Annotated in this window: 15 protein-coding genes; 8 read left to right on the forward strand and 7 right to left on the reverse strand. The window is 55.4% G+C overall.

Annotation, left to right across the window (positions count from 1 at the left end; translation table 11 throughout):
* Positions 1-12: 12 nt before the first annotated feature.
* On the reverse strand, positions 13-1,530 hold the full coding sequence (locus GGR91_RS05060) for an anthranilate synthase component I family protein (protein ID WP_183941563.1): 1,518 nt from the start codon (positions 1,528-1,530) through the stop codon (positions 13-15).
* The gene (locus GGR91_RS05065) at positions 1,475-3,415 is read right to left on the reverse strand and encodes a peptidylprolyl isomerase (RefSeq protein ID WP_183940664.1); all 1,941 of its coding nucleotides are present in this window, start codon (positions 3,413-3,415) and stop codon (positions 1,475-1,477) included. Before GGR91_RS05065 ends, GGR91_RS05060 begins: the two co-directional genes overlap by 56 nt.
* Positions 3,416-3,569: 154 nt before the next feature.
* On the opposite strand from GGR91_RS05065, the gene tpiA reads away from it, so the two are divergent.
* The 3 genes from tpiA to GGR91_RS05080 all read left to right on the forward strand — a co-directional run bounded on the left by tpiA (position 3,570) and on the right by GGR91_RS05080 (position 6,489).
* Entirely contained in the window at positions 3,570-4,316 is a 747-nt protein-coding gene (tpiA, locus tag GGR91_RS05070) for a triose-phosphate isomerase (protein ID WP_183940666.1), read from the forward strand.
* An 84-nt stretch (positions 4,317-4,400) separates the two neighbouring features.
* The gene (gene secG / locus GGR91_RS05075; protein WP_183941564.1) at positions 4,401-4,754 is read left to right on the forward strand and encodes a preprotein translocase subunit SecG; all 354 of its coding nucleotides are present in this window, start codon (positions 4,401-4,403) and stop codon (positions 4,752-4,754) included.
* A 100-nt stretch (positions 4,755-4,854) separates the two neighbouring features.
* On the forward strand, positions 4,855-6,489 hold the full coding sequence (locus GGR91_RS05080) for a CTP synthase (protein WP_183940669.1): 1,635 nt from the start codon (positions 4,855-4,857) through the stop codon (positions 6,487-6,489).
* Positions 6,490-6,639: 150 nt separating this feature from the next.
* Here the strand turns inward: GGR91_RS05080 and GGR91_RS05085 are convergent, their stop codons facing one another.
* Complete coding sequence (locus tag GGR91_RS05085) at positions 6,640-7,125, reverse strand: Hsp20 family protein (protein WP_183940671.1); 486 nt, start codon at positions 7,123-7,125, stop codon at positions 6,640-6,642.
* 451 nt (positions 7,126-7,576) lie between these two features.
* On the opposite strand from GGR91_RS05085, the gene GGR91_RS05090 reads away from it, so the two are divergent.
* The 5 genes from GGR91_RS05090 (at position 7,577) to GGR91_RS05110 (ending at position 15,199) form a co-directional block, all read left to right on the forward strand.
* Positions 7,577-8,827 (forward strand): lipoprotein-releasing ABC transporter permease subunit, encoded by a 1,251-nt coding sequence (locus GGR91_RS05090; RefSeq protein ID WP_183940673.1) that lies wholly within the window; start codon positions 7,577-7,579, stop codon positions 8,825-8,827.
* Positions 8,820-9,491, forward strand: a complete 672-nt coding sequence (locus GGR91_RS05095) for an ABC transporter ATP-binding protein (protein WP_183940676.1) — start codon at positions 8,820-8,822, stop codon at positions 9,489-9,491. Before GGR91_RS05090 ends, GGR91_RS05095 begins: the two co-directional genes overlap by 8 nt.
* A 13-nt stretch (positions 9,492-9,504) precedes the next feature.
* Complete coding sequence (locus GGR91_RS05100) at positions 9,505-9,996, forward strand: glutathione peroxidase (protein WP_407698389.1); 492 nt, start codon at positions 9,505-9,507, stop codon at positions 9,994-9,996.
* 62 nt (positions 9,997-10,058) lie between these two features.
* Entirely contained in the window at positions 10,059-13,535 is a 3,477-nt protein-coding gene (gene dnaE / locus GGR91_RS05105; RefSeq protein ID WP_183940678.1) for a DNA polymerase III subunit alpha, read from the forward strand.
* Positions 13,536-13,600: 65 nt separating this feature from the next.
* Positions 13,601-15,199 carry a long-chain fatty acid--CoA ligase gene (locus GGR91_RS05110; protein ID WP_183941566.1) on the forward strand — a complete coding sequence of 533 codons (1,599 nt, stop codon included), beginning with the start codon at positions 13,601-13,603 and terminating at the stop codon, positions 15,197-15,199.
* A gap of 35 nt (positions 15,200-15,234) precedes the next feature.
* Here the strand turns inward: GGR91_RS05110 and GGR91_RS05115 are convergent, their stop codons facing one another.
* The 4 genes from GGR91_RS05115 to GGR91_RS05130 all read right to left on the reverse strand — a co-directional run bounded on the left by GGR91_RS05115 (position 15,235) and on the right by GGR91_RS05130 (position 19,471).
* Positions 15,235-16,323, reverse strand: a complete 1,089-nt coding sequence (locus tag GGR91_RS05115) for a PA0069 family radical SAM protein (RefSeq protein ID WP_183940680.1) — start codon at positions 16,321-16,323, stop codon at positions 15,235-15,237.
* Positions 16,324-16,411: 88 nt separating this feature from the next.
* Positions 16,412-16,921 (reverse strand): molybdenum cofactor biosynthesis protein B, encoded by a 510-nt coding sequence (moaB, locus tag GGR91_RS05120; protein ID WP_407698400.1) that lies wholly within the window; start codon positions 16,919-16,921, stop codon positions 16,412-16,414.
* Positions 16,922-16,925: 4 nt separating this feature from the next.
* Positions 16,926-18,668, reverse strand: coding sequence for a lytic transglycosylase domain-containing protein (locus GGR91_RS05125; RefSeq protein WP_183941567.1), 1,743 nt, complete (start codon positions 18,666-18,668; stop codon positions 16,926-16,928).
* A gap of 41 nt (positions 18,669-18,709) precedes the next feature.
* Positions 18,710-19,471: a uracil-DNA glycosylase family protein gene (locus GGR91_RS05130; RefSeq protein WP_183940684.1), complete on the reverse strand. Its 762-nt coding sequence runs from the start codon at positions 19,469-19,471 to the stop codon at positions 18,710-18,712.
* Positions 19,472-19,573 lie beyond the last annotated feature (102 nt).

A 19,573-nucleotide genomic window follows, 5' to 3' on the forward strand; every position in this document is an offset into this window, starting at 1 on the left:
ACAGCGCCTCCCTCATTGGCCAAATCCCGCCTCGCCAGCTACCCTTACCGCCTCACGCGCTGCCGCAATGAGCGCCCCGGCTTTTGCCTCGCACTCGCGCTGCTCATATTCGGGATTGCTGTCCGCGACGATACCGGCGCCGGCTTGCACATGGAGGACGCCGTCTTTTACGATGCCGGTCCGCAAAACGATGCAGCTGTCCATGTCGCCATTGGGCGAAAAATAACCGACACCGCCCGCATAGGCGCCGCGGGTTTCGGGTTCGAGTTCGGCAATAATTTCGCAGGCGCGCACCTTGGGCGCACCTGAAACGGTGCCGGCGGGAAAGCCTGCGAACAAAGCATCGATGGCGTCTTTATCGTCAGCAAGCTCTCCAACAACGTTGGAGACGATGTGCATCACATGGCTGTAAAATTCGACCATATAGCTGTCGGTGACAGTGACGCTGCCACCTTTGGTCACGCGGCCAACGTCGTTTCGGCCCAAGTCCAACAGCATCAGATGTTCCGCGCGCTCCTTGGGGTCAGCCAATAACGAGGCGCGGTTTTCAGCGTCTTCGATGCTGCTCTTGCCGCGCGGGCGCGTTCCAGCGATTGGCCGGATTGTGACCTCGCCGCCGCGCGCGCGGACCAATATCTCCGGACTGGAACCGATCAGCGCAAAGCCGGGAAGATCGATGAAGTATAGAAATGGCGAAGGATTAATCCGGCGCAAAGCGCGGTACAAATGCACAGGCGGCAGATCAAAAGGTGCCGTGAAACGCTGGGCAAGCACGACCTGAAATATATCGCCTGCCTCAATATAATCTTTGGCCGACGCAACCATCTGGGCATAGCGGCCCTCGGGCAATACGGGTGTGAGTTTGATTTCGCGTTCTTCGGATACTGACATCGCGCCGGTCAAGGGCACTTGACCTAGGTTCAATAACCGCTCTGTCTCATCGAGGCGCTCATTCGCCAATGCCACAGCCTGTGCATCATTCAGGCCCGTCCAAACTGGCGATACGAGGAACACTTCGTCTTTCAGCCGGTCGAAGACCAATATGACAGTTGGGCGGACGAATAGCATGTCCGGCAGCTCAAGCGCCGATTGCGGCGCCCGCGGGAGCTTTTCGACCAAGCCAATTGTCTCATAACCGAAATAGCCCACCAAGCAGGCAAGGGCGGGGGGCAGCTCTTCGGGAACATCCATGCGGCAGTCCGCGGCGAGTGCCCGTAACGCATCCAGGGATGGCAGAGGAGAGGGCGCAAACGCGGTCCTGTCGGTCATCCACTGACTATTGATTTCGGCTTTATCGCCGGCCGCCCGAAACACCAGATCGGGTGCGATACCAATCAGGCTATGCCGTCCGCGTGTTTCGCCGCCTTCAACCGATTCCAGGATGAAATCACCGCGTTCCGGAACAAACAGCTTCAGCGCCGCTGATACCGGGGTTTCGGTATCAGCAATGCGCTTGCGCCATATGAGTTCAGGTTTAGTTGCCGTCACGGTTGGTGAGGCGGGTGCGCACTTCTGCGATCCCGTCTTCATTCTTTTCAACACCGGCATCCTTCGATGCAGCGACGATCAGCTGTGCCGCATATTCCTGCTGCAATATGCCGGAAAGCTCTTGCTTGCGGGCACGAAGCAGATCCGCATTGCCGCTGGCGTTGCCTTTGATGACATCGGTCAGATACACCACATACCATCCGCGATCGCCGCCAGCCTGAACAATTTTGGCGGTGCCTTTTTTCATGGCGAACATGAGCGACAATGGCGGCGGCACGGGCTGGCCTTCGCGATAGAGATCCGCGCGCGTGCCGGTCAGCCGTTCAATCTGCGCGCCTTGGACATTGGCCGCGGCAAGAGCCGCCTGAAGCGATTGGCCGCTATCGACCAGCTTGCGCAAACGGTCTGCAGCCGCCCGCGCACCCTTTGCGCCTTCGGAAAACGCCCATTGTTGCTGAACCAAAGCGCGGACGTCGCTAAGCGGTGGCGGCGCGGCCTCATCATAATCGGCAACAGCGATCATCGCGAATTTCTCGCCGGGTACCAGCTCGATCAGCTGGGCTTCGCCGTTCGTTTCCATTTGGAATGCTGCGGGCAAAATGACCTGCATTTCCGGAATAGGCTTATATGCGGGGTTGGAGATATCCTGACCCGTCGCCAGCAATTTCGGCGAGGTATTCACCGTCAGGCCGTTTTGCTTTGCAATGTCAGATATCGTGCCGCCATCGGCAAATGCATCTTCGATTTCCGAAGTCATCTCGATCAGCATTTCTTCGCTGCGTGTCTGCAGTAATTCTTTTTCGATTTCCGCGCGGGCAGCGGCAAGTGACTTTGCAGCGACATTGTTCACGCTGTCGACACGTGCGACGGTCCAGCCCAGCTTGCCGCGGGCTGGCTTTGCCAATGTACCCTGCTTTGCGGCAAAGACCGCGTCTGCAACCGCAGCGGTCGCGGTGCTCGCCAGGCTGCTTTTGGTGACGTTGGCGGTTGTCGTTACGGACAGACCCAAGCCGTTGGCGACGTCGGCCAATGATTTGCCCGCCGCGACTTGGCTCATGACAGACTTTGCAGCAGCTTCGGTTGGCACGATCACTTGGCTGATATTGCGGCTTTCCGATGCGGCAAACTTTAAAGCATTGGCTTTATAATATGCCGCGATGTCGGCTTCCGTCGGTTTTGCACGACCTGCAATGATAGTCTTATCAAAAATGGCGTAGCTGATTGCGCGCTTTTCAGGGATCGTGAATTTTACCGCGTTATCCGAATAGAATTTGGCCAGTGCCGCAGTGCTTGGCGGGGCCTTGGGCAAAAATGCAGTGGCGGGAATCGAAGCGATTTGTCCCGCACGCTGCTCAAGCATCAACGATGCATAAGGCAGAGCCATGCCATCGGGCGCCGCCGGACCGCTTGCCGCAGCCGGCAAGATTTGCTGCGCAAACAAATTCTGTGTCAGATCGTCTCGGATGGCTTTTTCACTGACACCAATTTGTTGGGCAAAGGCGCGAAAGGCGTCTGCACTAAACTTACCATCAAGCCCCATGGACCCGGGTATTTTGCGAATCTCCGAATCCACGAGACGCTTGCTGACGGCGACACCATATTCTTCACCAAAGACAGTGATGGCGTAGCGATTGATTAGCTGGTCGAGCGTTGCATCCAATCCACCACCTTCGACAAAACCGGCCATATTGAGGGTTGGGTTGTTCTGACGCTCTGCCTTTAAGCGATTATCAAGGGCATCGTTAAGCTCACCCAATGTGATGTTCCGGTCACCCACGCGAGCGACGTTACCGCCACTCAAGCCACCAAAGCTGCCTGATCCGGACACATCGCCAAGTGCGAAGGCGATGGCAATCATCCCGATGAATACCAACGCGAAAATTGCGCCGAATTTGGAGTAAATGAGCGAACGAATGGAGGTAATCATGAATTGCAATTTCCTGATATCACGGACTGTGCCGATTGTTGCGTGACGCTTTAGGCGGCAAGGCTTTGGCAATCAAGGGATAGACTTGCTCCGATTGTCGAAAGCATGCCAGAGCCCAAACAAGATTCGCAAACCCTAAAGATAGGATAATGGCATGCGTAAGTTGGTTGTCGGAAACTGGAAGATGAATGGCGTGGCAAGCGACTTAGCCGAGATTGCCGCTATTGCGGAAAAGTCGCTCAGTTATCCGGCTGTAGAATCCGCGTTATGCTTGCCAGCAACCCTCATCAGCCGCGCGTGTGATATTGCACAAGACTTGCCCATTGGCGGACAGGACTGCCACATACAGCCATCCGGCGCACATACCGGATGTGTGTCGGCGGATATGTTGGTTGATGCGGGGGCGTCTTTGACAATCGTCGGACACAGCGAACGCCGCGCCGCGCAACATGAGCAGGATCACGAGGTGCTGGCAAAGGCGCAAGCCGCGCACAAGGCGGGCCTGAAAGTGATCATCTGTGTCGGGGAAACGCTTGCCGAGCGGGACGCAGGCAATGCGCTACATATCGTTTTGGGACAGGTTGCAGGTTCATTACCCCAGAACATATCTGGCGACTGGTTGAGTGTTGCGTACGAGCCCGTTTGGGCCATCGGCACCGGGCGCATTCCTGAAATGGCGGATGTACGGGAAATGCACGGCGCCATTCGTGCAGCACTGGTCGATCGTTATGGCACGATCGGCAATAGCGTCCGGATTCTATATGGCGGTTCCATGAACGGAGACAATGCGGCCGAGCTTTTGGCGGTTGAAAATGTCGATGGCGGGTTGATTGGCGGCGCAAGTCTGACCTGCGCGAAATTCGAACCCATTTTAGCAGCAGCGCAAGCTTTCGGTGAATAGCATTGAAGAACAGTCATGCGCTCGCTATGTGAGCGCAACAACCGGCAACTTATTGCCTTTCATTATTCGGAATTCATCATGGGCATTTTCCATTTTCTCATCGTTGTTCAGGCTATTATCGCAGCCTCGCTTGTTGGCATTATCCTGATGCAGCGTTCTGAAGGCGGTGGTTTGGGAATGGGCGGAAGCCCCTCAGGATTGATGTCCGCACGTGGTGCAGCCGACTTTCTGACGCGTATGACCACCATATTGGCGACCTTGTTCATCGTGCTTTCGATTTCATTGGCGTTCGTCGCTGCGCAAAAAGGTGGCACGGGCGAAATTGATAACAGCCTTCAGCGTACCGAAGTGCCTGCGACTCCAACTGCACCTGCGACGACTGCTCCAGCAGCCCCAGCTTCGGCGGCGCCTGCAACCGAAGTTCCGCTGGATAAATAATCGCTTCGGCACAAAAAACGGTTTTTACACAGGTTATTTTTCGGTGAACAGATTCGTTCGCTTGTGTTTTACCGCAAACGTGTCTTAAGCCTTTTCTCCCATGGCACGGTTCATTTTTATCACCGGTGGCGTGGTCTCCTCGCTTGGCAAAGGTCTTATGGCAGCATCGCTTGCTGCCCTTTTGCAAGCGCGCGGATACCGCGTTCGAATCCGGAAGTTCGATCCTTATCTCAATGTTGATCCAGGCACGATGTCGCCTTATCAGCATGGCGAAGTCTATGTGACTGATGACGGGGCGGAAACCGACCTCGACCTTGGGCATTATGAACGGTTTACGGGCGTTTCTGCACGGCAGTCCGACAACATAACGTCGGGTCGCATTTATCAGACCATCATTCAAAAGGAACGTCGCGGGGATTATCTCGGCGCGACGGTTCAGGTCATCCCGCATGTGACGGATGCTATCAAGGAATTCGCCAAGGCGGATACCCAAGACCTTGATTTCGTTTTGTGCGAAATTGGCGGAACGGTTGGCGACATTGAATCGCTGCCCTTCATCGAAGCCATTCGCCAGCTGCGAAACGAGCTTGGCCGCGAACGGACATTGTCCGTGCATGTCACCCTTGTTCCCTATATTGCGGCGGCAGGCGAGCTGAAGACCAAGCCGACGCAGCACAGCGTGCGCGAACTTACATCATTGGGTATCCAACCCGATGTCCTTTTGTGCCGATGCGAACATCCGCTGCCCGAAAATGAGCGCGCGAAAATCGCTGCATTTTGTAACGTACGCAAAGAGGCGGTTATTCCTGCCTTGGACGCGAAAAGCATTTACGCAGTTCCGCTGCAATATCACGCAGAAGGCTTGGATAATGAAGTCCTGCGCGCGTTCGGACTGGAATCAGATGGTGAGCCTGATCTTACCCGCTGGGATGATATCATTGACCGCCAGTTAAACCCCGAAGGTGAAGTCACCATTGGCGTTGTCGGCAAATATGTTGGCCTTGCCGACGCATATAAATCCTTGAATGAAGCACTAACGCATGGCGGACTTTCGAACCGCGTAAAGGTGAACATCAAGTGGATCGACGCTGAACTGTTTGAGCAGTCGGAACACGACATTGCAGCAGCGCTTGAGCCCATGAATGCTATCCTCGTTCCCGGCGGCTTTGGTGAGCGCGGGTCGGAAGGTAAGATTGCAGCCGTCAAATTTGCACGGGAGCGTGAAGTTCCGTTCTTTGGCATTTGCCTCGGCATGCAAATGGCGTGCATTGAAGGTGCGCGGAACACCGCAGGTATCACCGGCGCATCAAGCACCGAATTTGGCCCGACCACCGAACCCGTTGTTGGCATTATCACCGAATGGATGAGCGAAGAGGGCATCCAGAAACGTGAAACGGGCGGCGATCTCGGCGGCACGATGCGCCTTGGCGCCTATGACGCAAAGTTGGCTGGAAACAGTCATGTCGCGGGTATTTATGGCACGCAGGATATTTCTGAGCGGCATCGTCATCGCTATGAGGTCAATGTTCATTACAAGTCTGCGCTGGAGCAGGGCGGTCTTGTGTTCAGCGGGATGTCACCAGACGGTGAGCTGCCAGAAATCGTAGAGCGCCCGGATCACCCGTGGTTTATCGGCGTGCAGTTCCACCCAGAACTGAAATCGCGTCCGTTTGCGCCGCACCCGTTGTTTGCAAGTTTTGTTGCTGCGGCGGTGAAGCAAAGCCGACTGGTGTAACGATTCGGTACGCTTTCATCGGTGCATTGGCATCGACAAAGCGACTCTTTCAAAAAGTTGCAATCGCCGTTCACACCCGTGCGAACCCATTGCGACCCGGGCTAATAAGATGTGAAGGGGCGGACGAGCAATCGACCGCCCCAAACAAATTTAGGCTGCGTTTGTGCCTTTTTTCTTGGCGCTATCTGCGTGCTCAATCACATTAGCTGCAGTTTTGCCGCCAATTGCGATCTTGCGTGGTTTCAATGCTTCCGGCACTTCGCGCACTAACGATATAATCAAAAGACCATCGGCCATATCAGCGTCGGTCACATGAATATGGTCCGCAAGTTGGAAGCGACGCTCGAAATTGCGGCTCGCGATGCCCATGTGCAGAAAATCGCGATTGTCGTTGCCTTCAGCCTGCTTGCTGCCCGTGACGATCAACAAATTCTGCTGTGCTACAATGTCAATCTCGTCGGATTTGAAACCCGCTACTGCGACGGTGACTTGATAGTCATTTTCGCCGGTGCGTTCGATATTGAAAGGCGGATAGTTTTCGTTTGTGGCCGCGCGCCCGGTATTTTCGAGCAGTTCAAACAAGCGGTCAAAACCGACTGTGTTCCGGCGATATGGTGTAAAATCAAAACGTTGCATATCAAATTCTCCATCAAGCAATTTGGTGTGTGCTAACCCCGCAAGCGCAGCAGTCAGCTATGTCGTTTTGGAGCCTTTCGACCTCCGGTTGATGAGATGGGGAGTGCACCCAAAATTGCAAGATGAAAAAATGCATCGCAAAACAAAGGCACAAAAAACAAGGCCGCCCGGATGTTTCCGAACGGCCTCGCTCTGCAGCTTTGCTAGCGCGTAGTTTCAGTCCTCTACCGGTCCCCACCGGCGGGTCTGATTTTCCCCCTGAACCATCGGCCTGTACAGGCTCTCGACGAATTCCACGCCGTCATCATCCTTTGCGGGCTGCTTTGCAATTGGAACCACACTCCACCGAACGCTTTTTCAAAGGCTGTTGCACCACTGCAACAATGCTTGCCAGTCCTCATGGTGGAACCTAAGAACCGGATATGCCGAAAACATTGACGAGTGACCGCACATGATATTGTCGCGATATGAACGCATGGTGGCGCGCCGGTATCTGCTGCCGGGCAAGGGCGAGGGTTTTATCTTCCTCGTCGCGAGTATCAGCTTAGTCGCGGTTGCGCTTGGCGTAGCTGCGCTGATCATCGTCATGAGTGTCATGAACGGCTTTCGCGCTGAATTGTTCGACAAGATTGTTGGCCTGAACGGCCATGCTGTTGTTCAGGGCTATGGCGGGCGGCTTCAGGACTGGCGTCAGATCTTGAATGATGTTGAAAAGACGCCTGGCGTAACCGATGCCACTGCGTTGATTGAACAGCCACTGCTCACCACCTTCGATGGCAGGGTCGAAGCGATTCTGGCGCGTGGAATGTCGGTGAATGACATCCTGAAGAATGAAACGCTAAAAGGGAAAACTGTCGCTGGAAGCTTGAGAGCGTTGCGCCCGAATGAGGATAAGGTCGCTATCGGTTCGAGACTGGCCCAAAATTTGGGGGTTCAGGTCGGACAAAGCATTACGATCATCAACCCTGCTGGACGGACAACGCCTTTCGGAACGGTGCCGCGCGAAATTTCTTACGAAGTGGCCGCGATCTTTGAAGTTGGCGTTTATGATTATGACAAGGCGTTCGTCATCATGCCCATCGAACGGGCACAGGTGCTTATGTTGTTGGGTGACGAAATCGGGATGATCGAGATTAAGACCGAAAATCCCGACAAGGTGAACGAGATTCTCGCGCCGCTTTTGCCCAAACTCGAAAACAAAGGCCTAATCGTGGACTGGAAAAGCATGAACGCATCGTTGTTTGAGGCGTTGGCGGTTGAGCGCGTCGCCATGTTTGTTGTGCTTTCGATCATCGTGCTCGTTGCCGTGTTCAACATCCTGTCATCGCTCATCATGCTGGTGCGGGCCAAAACGCGGGATATTGCGATATTGCGGACCATCGGGGCGTCACGAAAATCACTGTTGCGGATATTTATGACCGTGGGATTGTTGATCGGGTCGTCTGGCATTGTGCTTGGCCTGATATTGGGCGCTATCTTCCTGTATTTCCGGCAGTCGGTGGTCAATTTCATTCAACTTCTCACAGGCCAGAATTTGTGGGACCCATCGATCAGGTTTCTCACCGAGCTGCCATCGCGAACAGACCCAGTCGAAGTATTGGCGATTTGTGGGCTGGCGCTGCTGTTTAGCTTCCTTGCCACCTTGTACCCCGCGCTGAAGGCGGCAAGTACTGATCCAGTTCAGGTGTTGCGTTATGAATAATGTCGTTGAACTCATCGATGTGCGCCGCAAATTTGTGCAGGGCGATGTCACCATACAAGTGCTGCGCGGTGTCGACCTTGTGGTTGGCAAGGGCGAACTTGTGGCATTGCTCGGTCCGTCGGGTTCTGGGAAATCAACGATGCTACAGGCGATCGGTCTGCTTGAGGGCGGCTTTTCGGGTTCCATCAAATTGGATGGAGAAGAAGTCAGTTCGGCAGGCGTTGATCGTCAAACCGAGATACGCCGGCAGAAACTCGGCTTCGTGTATCAATTTCATCACTTGCTGCCCGATTTCGATGCGCTTGAGAATGTCGTCCTTCCCCAATTGATTGCCGATGCAACGCCAGAGGATGCGGTCGAACGCGCGACCCATTTGCTCACGCAGCTTGGGCTTTCTGAGCGGCTCCACCACCGGCCGTCCAAACTCTCCGGCGGCGAACAGCAACGGGTTGCCGTCGCGCGGGCGCTTGCGAACCGGCCAAAACTGGTACTGGCGGACGAACCAACGGGTAATCTGGATGAACACACCGCCGACATTGTGCTGGGTGAGTTCATGGCATTGGTGCGTGAGCAAGGCTCATCGGCCATTGTTGCGACGCATAATGAGCGCCTTGCGGCCAAAATGGACCGCGTCGTGCGTCTAAAAGATGGAAGATTAGCCTAAGCTAAGGGGATAGATGATGTCAGTTTACGATTTTTCGGTCAAAATGCCCGGTGGCGCAAGCGAAGCCATGGCGGCGCATGCGGGCAAGGTCTTGCTGGTGGTAAACACCGCCTCGAAATGTGGCTTTACGCCGCAATATAAGGGCCTTGAGGCGCTGTATCGGCAATATAAGGATCAGGGGCTGGAGATATTGGCGTTCCCGTGCAATCAGTTTGGCGCGCAGGAGCCGGGCGACGAGGAAGAGATCAAAAATTTCTGTTCACTGACCTATGATGTGTCATTCCCCTTAGCGTCAAAAATTGACGTCAATGGCGACAATGAAGACCCGCTTTGGCATTATCTCAAACAACAGCAAGCTGGCCTGCTGGGATCGCGCGGTATCAAATGGAACTTCACCAAATTTCTGGTGGACCGAAAGGGCAATGTGGTTGCCCGCCATGGCCCGCAAGTCAAACCCGAAGCGCTTGCCAAGGACATTGAAAAGCTTCTTGCGCAGCCTGCCTGATTGTCCACAGATTAGCCGAAAAGTTGGATTGTCGAATCTAGCGGGTCATCTAACATAGCTTTATGTCCTATGTGCCTTTCGTCCCTTTGCGCGTATTTTCCGCTTACACCATGTTGGAAGGCGCAATCGAGCCCAAGGCGATTGGCGAAGCCGCAAAAAAGCTAGGGTTTCCGGCGATTGCGATTTGCGACCGCAATGGTCTCTATGGCGTTATGCCATTTCAGGATGGCGCAAAGTCAAAGGGCGTACAGCCGATCATTGGCGCGCTCCTTGGCGTCCGGCGGCCGACAAGCGATGGCAAGTTCATCCGCGACTGGTTGCCATTATTTGCGCAGGACGAAAGCGGGTATAATAATCTGTGCCGTCTGGTCTCCATGGCGCATCTTGACCGTCCCGAAGATTTGGACGCGCATGTTACGCTGGAACAGCTTGCCCAGTTTTCCGATGGCCTGATTGCGCTGACCGGCGGCGCTGAAGGGGCTGTCACGCAGCTGCTGAGCGACGGCCAACACAATGCCGCGGGGGAATATCTATCACGCTTGCAAGCCTTGTTTCCGGACCGGCTATATATTGAGCTCAGCCGGCGCAACGATAGCCGCGAAGAAGCTGCGGAAGAGGCGCTGATCGATCTCGCTTATGCCCGCGACATTCCAATGGTTGCGACAAACCCGGCATTTTTTGCCGAACCGGATTTCTTCGATGCGCATGACGCAATGCTGTGCATTTCCGATGGCGAATATGTCGAAAGCCAAGACCGCCGGCGGAGCAGCCGTGACACTTGGATCAAGACCGGCAAGCAAATGGGCGCTTTGTTTGCCGATGTGCCTGAGGCTCTGGCCAACACGCTTGTTATTGCCCAGCGCTGCGCTGCACTGGCGCCGTATCGAAACCCCATTCTGCCAAGCCTTGCAGGGGATCGCACGGCGGAAGATGCGCAGTTGCGTGAGGACGCCCGTTTGGGACTGTTGGCGCGTCTTGAGACCGCAGGCATTACCGATGAAGCAACACGTCAAGTGTATTTCGACCGGCTGACGTTTGAAGCGGACGTCATTTGCTCGATGGGCTTCTCCGGATATTTCTTGATCGTTGCGGACTTCATTAAGTGGGCAAAGGAGCAAGACATTGCGGTGGGCCCCGGCCGTGGGTCCGGCGCGGGTTCGCTCGTCGCGTGGGTGCTAACCATTACGGACCTTGACCCCATCAAGCTTGGGTTGCTGTTCGAACGCTTCTTGAACCCCGACCGCGTTTCCATGCCGGATTTCGACATCGACTTCTGCGAAACGCGGCGCGGAGAGGTGATCCGTTATGTGCAGAAAAAATATGGCACACGGCAAGTCGCGCAGATTATCACCTTTGGTAAGCTGAAAGCCCGCGCGGTTCTGCGCGATACCGGGCGCGTTCTGCAAATGAGTTACGGCCAAGTGGATCGGCTGTGTAAGCAGGTGCCAAATCTTCCCGCTGATCCGTGGGATTTGAAGCGCGCATTGGCGGGGGTCGCCGAATTGCGTGAGGAATATCGTCGCGACGCGCAAGTGAAGCGCTTGTTCGATCTTGCTATGAAGCTTGAGGGCTTGCCACGCCACAGTTCAACGCACGCCGCCGGTGTTGTTATCGGCGACCGTGAATTGTCCGAGCTTGCGCCTTTATATCGCGACCCGCGTTCGGACATGCCCGTTACGCAATTCGACATGAAATATGTCGAAAGTGCGGGCCTTGTGAAGTTCGACTTTCTTGGGCTGAAGACACTGTCCGTTCTGCAAAAAGCCACACAGATGCTGGCGAAGCGCGGGGTAGACATTGACCTTGGGCTTTTGCCGCATGATGACCCGGCGGTGTATGAATTGCTGCAGCGCGGCGACACTGTCGGTGTGTTCCAGCTAGAATCCGAAGGGATGCGGCGGACGCTTGCTGCGGTTAAACCAACCAATTTCGGCGATATTATTGCGCTCGTATCGCTCTACCGCCCGGGCCCAATGGACAACATCCCGATGTTCGGTCGACGCAAGAATGGCGAGGAGAGCATCGAATATCCGCACGCGCTTCTTGAGCCCGTATTGAACGAAACATACGGCATCTTCGTCTATCAGGAACAGGTTATGCAGGCCGCCCAGATATTGGCGGGATACAGCCTTGGCGAAGCAGATTTGCTCCGCCGTGCGATGGGTAAGAAGATACAGGCCGAAATGGACGCGCAGCGCGAACGTTTTGTCACCGGCTGCGCCACCCATGCCATTCCGCCCAACCGGGCAAATGAGCTGTTCGATTTGATCGACAAATTTGCGGGATATGGTTTCAACAAAAGCCACGCCGCGGCCTACGCCGTGCTGGCATATCAAACAGCATGGATGAAAACCCATCATCCTGAAGAGTTCTTCGCGGCATCCATGTGCTTCGACATGCATCAGACCGACAAGCTTGCGATATTCATGGATGATATGCGCCGCTTAGAGGTCGTGTGCTATCCGCCCGACATTAACCAAAGCGAAGCCGAATTTACCGTTGAGACAAACGCCCATGGCGAACATGCGGTCAGATATGCGTTGGGTGGTATTAAGAATGTCGGCGAACGCGCCATGGAAGTTCTTGTGGCCGAGCGAACTGCGGCAGGGCTTTTCAAAAGCCTCGATGATTTCGCCAATCGTGTTGACCCCAGTCAGATAAACCGACGCAGCCTTGAAAATCTCGCTGCTGCAGGCGCATTCGATGCGCTGGAGCCAAATCGCGCCGCCGTGCATGGCGCTGCAGAAACGCTTTTGGCTGCGGCACAGTCTGCGCGCGATTCTCGTGAAAGCGGGCAGGGCGGGCTGTTCGGTGAGGGCGGCTCCGACATGGCAGCCTTACGGATTGATGGGCGGCTATCATGGGCTCCGGGCGAGCAGATGAACCAAGAGAAAGACGCCTTTGGCTTTTATTTCTCTGCCCACCCATGTTCGCAATATGATGCGCTGGCCGCGAGCCATGGCGCAAAACCTTATGCGGTTTGGCTGGAGAGTGGCCCCATCCCAGAGGGCGTTCGTCGCGCCGCCACGATGTCTGCGCTCATTGAAGGCGTTCGCTGGCGTGAATCCCGCAAGGGCAAGCGGTTCATGATTGCCGATTTTTCGGACATGAGCGGACAGTTTTCGGTGCGGTGCTTCGATGAGGCGGTGGGCAGTCAACTGGCGGAATGGGCGAAGGATGCCGAATGTCTTTTGCTGCATTGTGAAATGGATATGCGGGCAGGGGACGAAGTGCCCAGCTTCACCGTCAAAAGCGCAAAGGCGCTGAGCGGGCTGACAAGCGTATCGCGGTTAAAAATGCAGCTGGATGTGTCGCAAGAAACCGCCATCGCACGTTTGGCCGAGATGGTTGAACCGCTGCAAGGCGGGCGGAGCGAACTCATCATCAAAACGCGGTCTTCCGAAGGCCAATGGGTGCAGATCGTACTGGGCCGCAAATACCGTATAGACGCGTCTTTGCTGGACCAAGTAAAGGGCATTGAAGGCGTAGATAATGTTGAACTTTCACCGATTGGGCCGAGCCTAGCATTGGTGCATTGATCGGGAATATACACGGCAATATACGCCAAGAATATTGGCGACGTCAGATGAGGGAGAGAGCTTGGATGTACGGTACGATGCAGGATTGGGATCTTCGGGTAACCCATTTAATTGATTATGCAGCGCGCGAGCATGGCACGCGCGAAATCGTAACGCGTTGGGCTGACGGTACTTTTGAACGGACAAATTGGGCGGGTGTCGCGGCCGAAGCCCGCAAGCTGTCGCAAGCCTTTGCTGGCTTTGGCCTGCAAAAAGGCGACCGGATCGCAACCTTTGCGATGAACCACCATCGGCACCTTGCCACTTGGTACGGGGCCATTGGTTTTGGCGGCGTTATTCATACCGTCAACGTCCGGTTGTTCGACGAAGACTTGATCTACATCATGAACCACGCCGAAGATAAGGTGTTGATGTATGATGCTATGTTCCAGCCAATTATCGACCGAATAAAGCCGCATCTGAAGACTGTTGAACATTATATCGTGTTTGACCGCGACGATAGCTACGGCGCGTTGATCAATAGCCAAGACGGCAATTATGAATGGGCGACCGGTGACGAGCGTGACCCATGCATGCTCTGTTATACCAGCGGTACGACGGGTAATCCCAAAGGCGTTTTGTATCAGCACCGTTCAACGATGTTGCACGCGATGGCCGAAATCGCGCCGAGTATATTCGATCTCAGCCCACAGGCAGCATTGTTGCCCATCGTCCCGATGTTCCATGCGGCAAGCTGGGGTTTGCCATTTGCGGGGGCTGCGGCAGGCGTTAAATTCGTCTTTTCCACCACCAATGATGCGGCGACGTTGCACGGGCTGATGCTTCAGGAAGGTGTCACGCATAGCGCGGGTGTTCCTACCGTTTGGCTCGCCATGTTCGCGCATCTGGATGCGGAGGCTGCTGCTGGACGCGATGCGTCGCTCGGCAAATTGCGTCTTGTCACCATCGGCGGTTCTGCTGCACCGCGCGCGATGATCGAACGCCTCATGAAGGCGGGTGTCCGCGTATCGCACGCATGGGGCATGACCGAAACGTCACCTATTGGCACAATGGGCGCGCCCACGCCCAATTGGGACGAATTGACGCTTGATGAGCAAATAGACGTTGTGTGTAAGCAGGGCAGAACGCCATTTGGCGTCGAACTGCGTGTCATTGACAAGGACGGCAATGTCGCCCCGCGCGACGGCGTGACATCGGGCGCGCTTCAGATACGCGGACCTTGGGTCATCAAACGTTATTTCAAGGCTGACGCTGACACGGTCGATGCCGACCAGTGGTTTGACACCGGCGACGTTTCCGTTTTGCATCCCGATGGTACGATGCAGATCACTGACCGCGTAAAGGACGTTATCAAATCGGGCGGCGAGTGGATTAGCTCGGTTGAGCTTGAAAATATCGCCGTTGGTTGTCCCGGAATTGCGGAGGCCGGCGCGATTGGCATTCCGCATCCCAAATGGGATGAACGCCCCGTGCTGATTGCCGTAAAGAAACCCGGCGCTGAGGTCGATGAAGCCATGGTGAAAGCATATCTCGCCGAACGGATCGTAAAATGGTGGATGCCAGACCGGGTGCTGTTCGTTGACGAGCTTCCACACACCGGCACCGGCAAGATCCAAAAGGTTGCGCTGCGCCAGCAGTTCAAGGATTTCGTTCTAGAGGATTGACCCCAAAATTCTGGGCAGCCGAGCAGCTGAGATTTTCAAAAGAGGCTCAGCTGCCCATTGATATTTGGCGGCACGAACAGGTCGGTTCTGACATTCCATTTGGAACCGTCCAAGCCATGTTTCTTTCGCGCGATTTGCATGCGGGTGCGTATCAAATCTGCCCAAGGACCATGGCCCTTCATCCTTGAGAAAAATTCGGCATCATTGTCTTTACCGCCGCGCATATCGCGAATGATATTCATGACCTTCGCCGCGCGGTCGGGGAAATGAACATCAAGCCAATCGCGGAACAAAGGCGCGACTTCATGCGGAAGGCGGATGGGTATCGAACTGATGCTCGTTGCACCTTGTTCTGCTGCGGCGGCGGCGATTGCCTCAATCTCATGATCGGTTACCGCCGGAATAATCGGCGCAATATTCACATGCACATAGATGCCGGCGTCTGAAAGTTTGCGCACCGCCGCAAGCCGGGTCATCGGCGATGATGCCCTGGGTTCCAATGTCCGCGCAAGTTTCGCATCAAGCGAGGTTACCGATATCGCAACACCCGTCAGTTGCTTTGATGCCAGCTGGCTTAACAGGTCGATATCATCAACTACGCGCGCGGATTTTGTTGTGACCACAATCGGGTGTGACGTTTCCACCATCAGCGCCAAGATCGATCGCGTGATGCGATAGGTTCGCTCAATCGGTTGATACGGATCGGTATTGGTTCCGATCGCGATCGGCGCTGGGCGGTATCCCGGCTTGGCGATCGTTTTGCGCAAGATATCCGCGGCATTTGGCTTGGCGAAAAGACGGCTTTCGAAGTCCAGACCCGGCGACAGATCATGATAGGCGTGCGTTGGCCGTGCAAAACAATAGACGCAGCCATGCTCGCACCCGCGATATGCGTTTACCGAACGGTCAAAAGGGACGTCAGGAGAATTGTTGAACGAGAGTATGGATTTGGCGAACTCTTCGGTCACCGTCGTCTTAAGTGCCGGCTTTCCGCCATCTAACGCTTCGCGCGCGTCCAGCCAGTCTCCATCGGCAACACGGCTATTGAGGTTAAATCGCGTTGGCACCGCGTTTGTGGGCGCCCCGCGTCCCTTTGTAACATCGCGTTCGACTGCATTCTCCATAGGCAAATCATGCCATAAGAATGAGAACATATAAAGAACAAATATGCGTTCAGCCCAATAGAATCGCGAACGGCCGTAATCCCCGCATTTACCTTTCGGACAGGCGCGGCATCAGTTCGACGAAATTGCAGGGGCGGTGCCGGTTATCCAGCTGATGAACCAAAATCTGGTCCCATCCATCCTTCACCGCGCCGTTTGATCCGGGCAGGGCAAAGATATAGGTGCCGCGTGCCAACACCGCGCAGGCGCGTGACTGTATGGTCGATGTGCCAATGCTGGCGAAGCTCAGCCAACGAAATAACTCGCCAAACCCTGGAATATCCTTGGTCTTAACGCGATCCAGTGCCTCCGGCGTAACATCGCGCCCGGTGAGCCCCGTGCCACCCGTGGATATGACAACGTCGATATTTTCGTCATCGATCCAATTGTGCAGGCGTGCGGTAATCAACGCGGTATCGTCACGCAAAATTGCGCGTTCGATGATCTTATGCCCCGCCGCCCTGATGCGTTCAGCCAATAAATCGCCGCTGGTGTCCTCATCCGGTCCACGGGTGTCGGATACCGTCAGAAGCGCAATATTGACGGGTTTGAAAGCCATGTTGTTATCGAGCGGCAATGGAGCCTCCTGTCACGCGGCGCGCGGTTACGGTGCCATTGGCGTCCGGAAATTTCGGCCACATATATTGGGCGAGCCCTTTCAAGCTGCCCGAAGCCTTGTTGGTCCGCATCTCGTAGATCCAATAGTTGCGCAGGATAATCGCGACATAGCCCCGCGTTTCCCAATAAGGGATGGATTCAATGAAAAGCAGCGGATCGCCATTGTCGCGAATTTCGCTGTTCCAGCGCGCAAGCGGAGCGGGGCCTGCATTATAGGCCGCAATCACCTTGGGCAGCAGGCCACCCGTAGCGGGCAAATCGCGCAATTTTTCGAGGTAGGATTGTCCATATTCGAGATTGATCGAAGGACGATCAAGCTGCGACGCCGCAAATGATGCACCGCGTGCACGCGCCATATCCTGCGCGGTGCCCGGCCGCACTTGCATGAGCCCACGTGCGCCCGCCGGGCTGACCACGTCCGTGCGGAAGTTGGATTCCTGCAACGTGTGTGCATAGACAAGGGCCGGCGTTACCCGCCAGCCACCGAGAGGTTCCCAATTGGGCATGGGATAGCGCGCCATGGCGTTGCTTTGGTTGCGTGCGGGGCCATAATGACCCAACCAAAATTGGGTGGAGGCAAGGTTCAGCGATCCGGCCAGCTGCGCCAAATTTGTATGCTGCCGCGCATCGCCTATGCGCGCTTGATGGCGCAACGCTTGATCCGCAAGTTTCGTTTGGCCAATTTCCGCCAAGCCGACCGCAAGGATTGCATTCTGCTGATCTTTCAGGCTGGCCCAATCAAGCTTTACGACTTTGGCTGCCCGGCGGGCGATGGGCTCCATGCCGAGCGCTTCGCTCGCCAACAGACCATAAAAGGTTTCGGGCAGCTGCGCCGCTTTTTGCATTTTTGGCTGCACAAATTGTGGATATTTCGCCGCCATCGCCGCGCGCGCGCCCCAAAACAGGCCTGCTGCCTTCAGGTCGTCATTGGCAGCGAGGCGTGAGACCACATCAAATGCCTCATATGCCTCTGCATATTCACCCAACCGCCATGATGCCAAGCCATGCACCCATGCCGCCTGTGTGCCCCATTCGCCACCGGCCGTGCGCGCGAGTGAAGCAACGCGTTTCGCAGACTGGTCGTCATTTTCGATATAATAGGACCATGCGACGCGATATTGAAGCTCGGTCAATGCTTCGGGTGAAAGCTCTTCGACCTTGGTTTCGAGATATTGTTCCGCGGCCAAGGACTGGTCATTTTTGATGAACTGCTGAAGCTCGCCGCGGATGATATCGCTCGCCGCGTTTGCAGGCAAGTCCCGCTTTGGCGCACCACCAAGCCATGAGAAACGGCGGATGCCCGGGCGTTCAGGAAGAATATCCGCGCCACGCTTGCGCGCCATTGTTGCAAGCTGCTCCGCTTGCGGAAGATAGGGTGCCGACTGCAAAAGATCGTGCAATTGCGCGACCTCAACCTTTGGACTGTCTGGGGCAAGATATAATTCGGCGCGCGCCATGGCGGCCATTGGTCCTTGCGGCGCTTCATCGATTAACCGTGCAGCCTCTTCCCATTTCTGGTTTCGAATTGCGTCGTAAATGGCCGAAAAAACGGCCTTTTCCTTGGCATCCAAAACCGTTGGAGCAACCTGCGTAGAGACAATCGCACGAAAGCCCTCGCTGGTATTTGCATGCGCAGCCGCCACCGGTGACAGCGCCAATAGTGGACCAAGCCAGCTAAGCGCGCGCATTCTACTGTGACGCACTTTTGCACTATGCACGTTCTTGGCGCTCACAAGGCATCCCTTTTTGCAAACATCTGCAGATCTCTCCACGCCTGTGCCTTCATGGCAGGCCGCGCGATAAGCGTACGCGGATGGAATGTCGTCAATGCGACGATATTGCGGCCATCATGGTTAACATTTCGCAATTCTGCGCGGGCGTTCATAAGATCGGCGTCTAACAGAGCCTTGCAGGCGGATGAACCGAGTAAAATCACCGATGTGGGTTTAATGAGGCCGAGTTGATGGCGCATATAATGGCCCAATTCCGGCAGGATGTGATCGGGAAGCTCCCCCGTCGCCGGCACCGTGGTTGCAAGCCACGTCCGGTAACAATCCGAAATGTGGATACCAATCGCCGCCAACATACGTTCCAGCAAAATGTGCACCGCAGACGTTCCCGCGGTTGCTTCGTCGGCATCCGTTAAATCGGGTAGATCGGATATGATAACAATTGCGCTGTTTTCGGCGCCAATTGGGGGAATATGAACTGGGCCTAGGTCGTTGCCAGGAAGCGGTGCGCCATCGCGGACCATCTGCCGCAAGGTCGCAATATCATTCGGCCAGGCAATAGACGGAACGTGCGGTGCAACAGGGGCATTTGCGGCACTGTTATTGGCGGTAGCAGCCGGTTTTGCAGGATCCGTCACTTCATCGGCGGCCAGCCAGTTGACGGTTTCATCGCCCACGGCAGAATCCACACCGGCCAGCGTCCACCAGCCAGTTAGCGATTCAACAGCCGCCAAGGCTGCAGTTTCTGCACGATCCCCCATAAATCCCTTCAGTCACTTGTTGACGACAGGGTCAATTGCTTGGCATGGCAATTCCCACGAGCTGTCCGAAAATTCGGATGGCCTGATTTACATGCCGGGTAA

It is taken from the genome of Sphingorhabdus rigui, assembly GCF_014196595.1.
GTDB classification, from domain to species: domain Bacteria; phylum Pseudomonadota; class Alphaproteobacteria; order Sphingomonadales; family Sphingomonadaceae; genus Sphingorhabdus_B; species Sphingorhabdus_B rigui.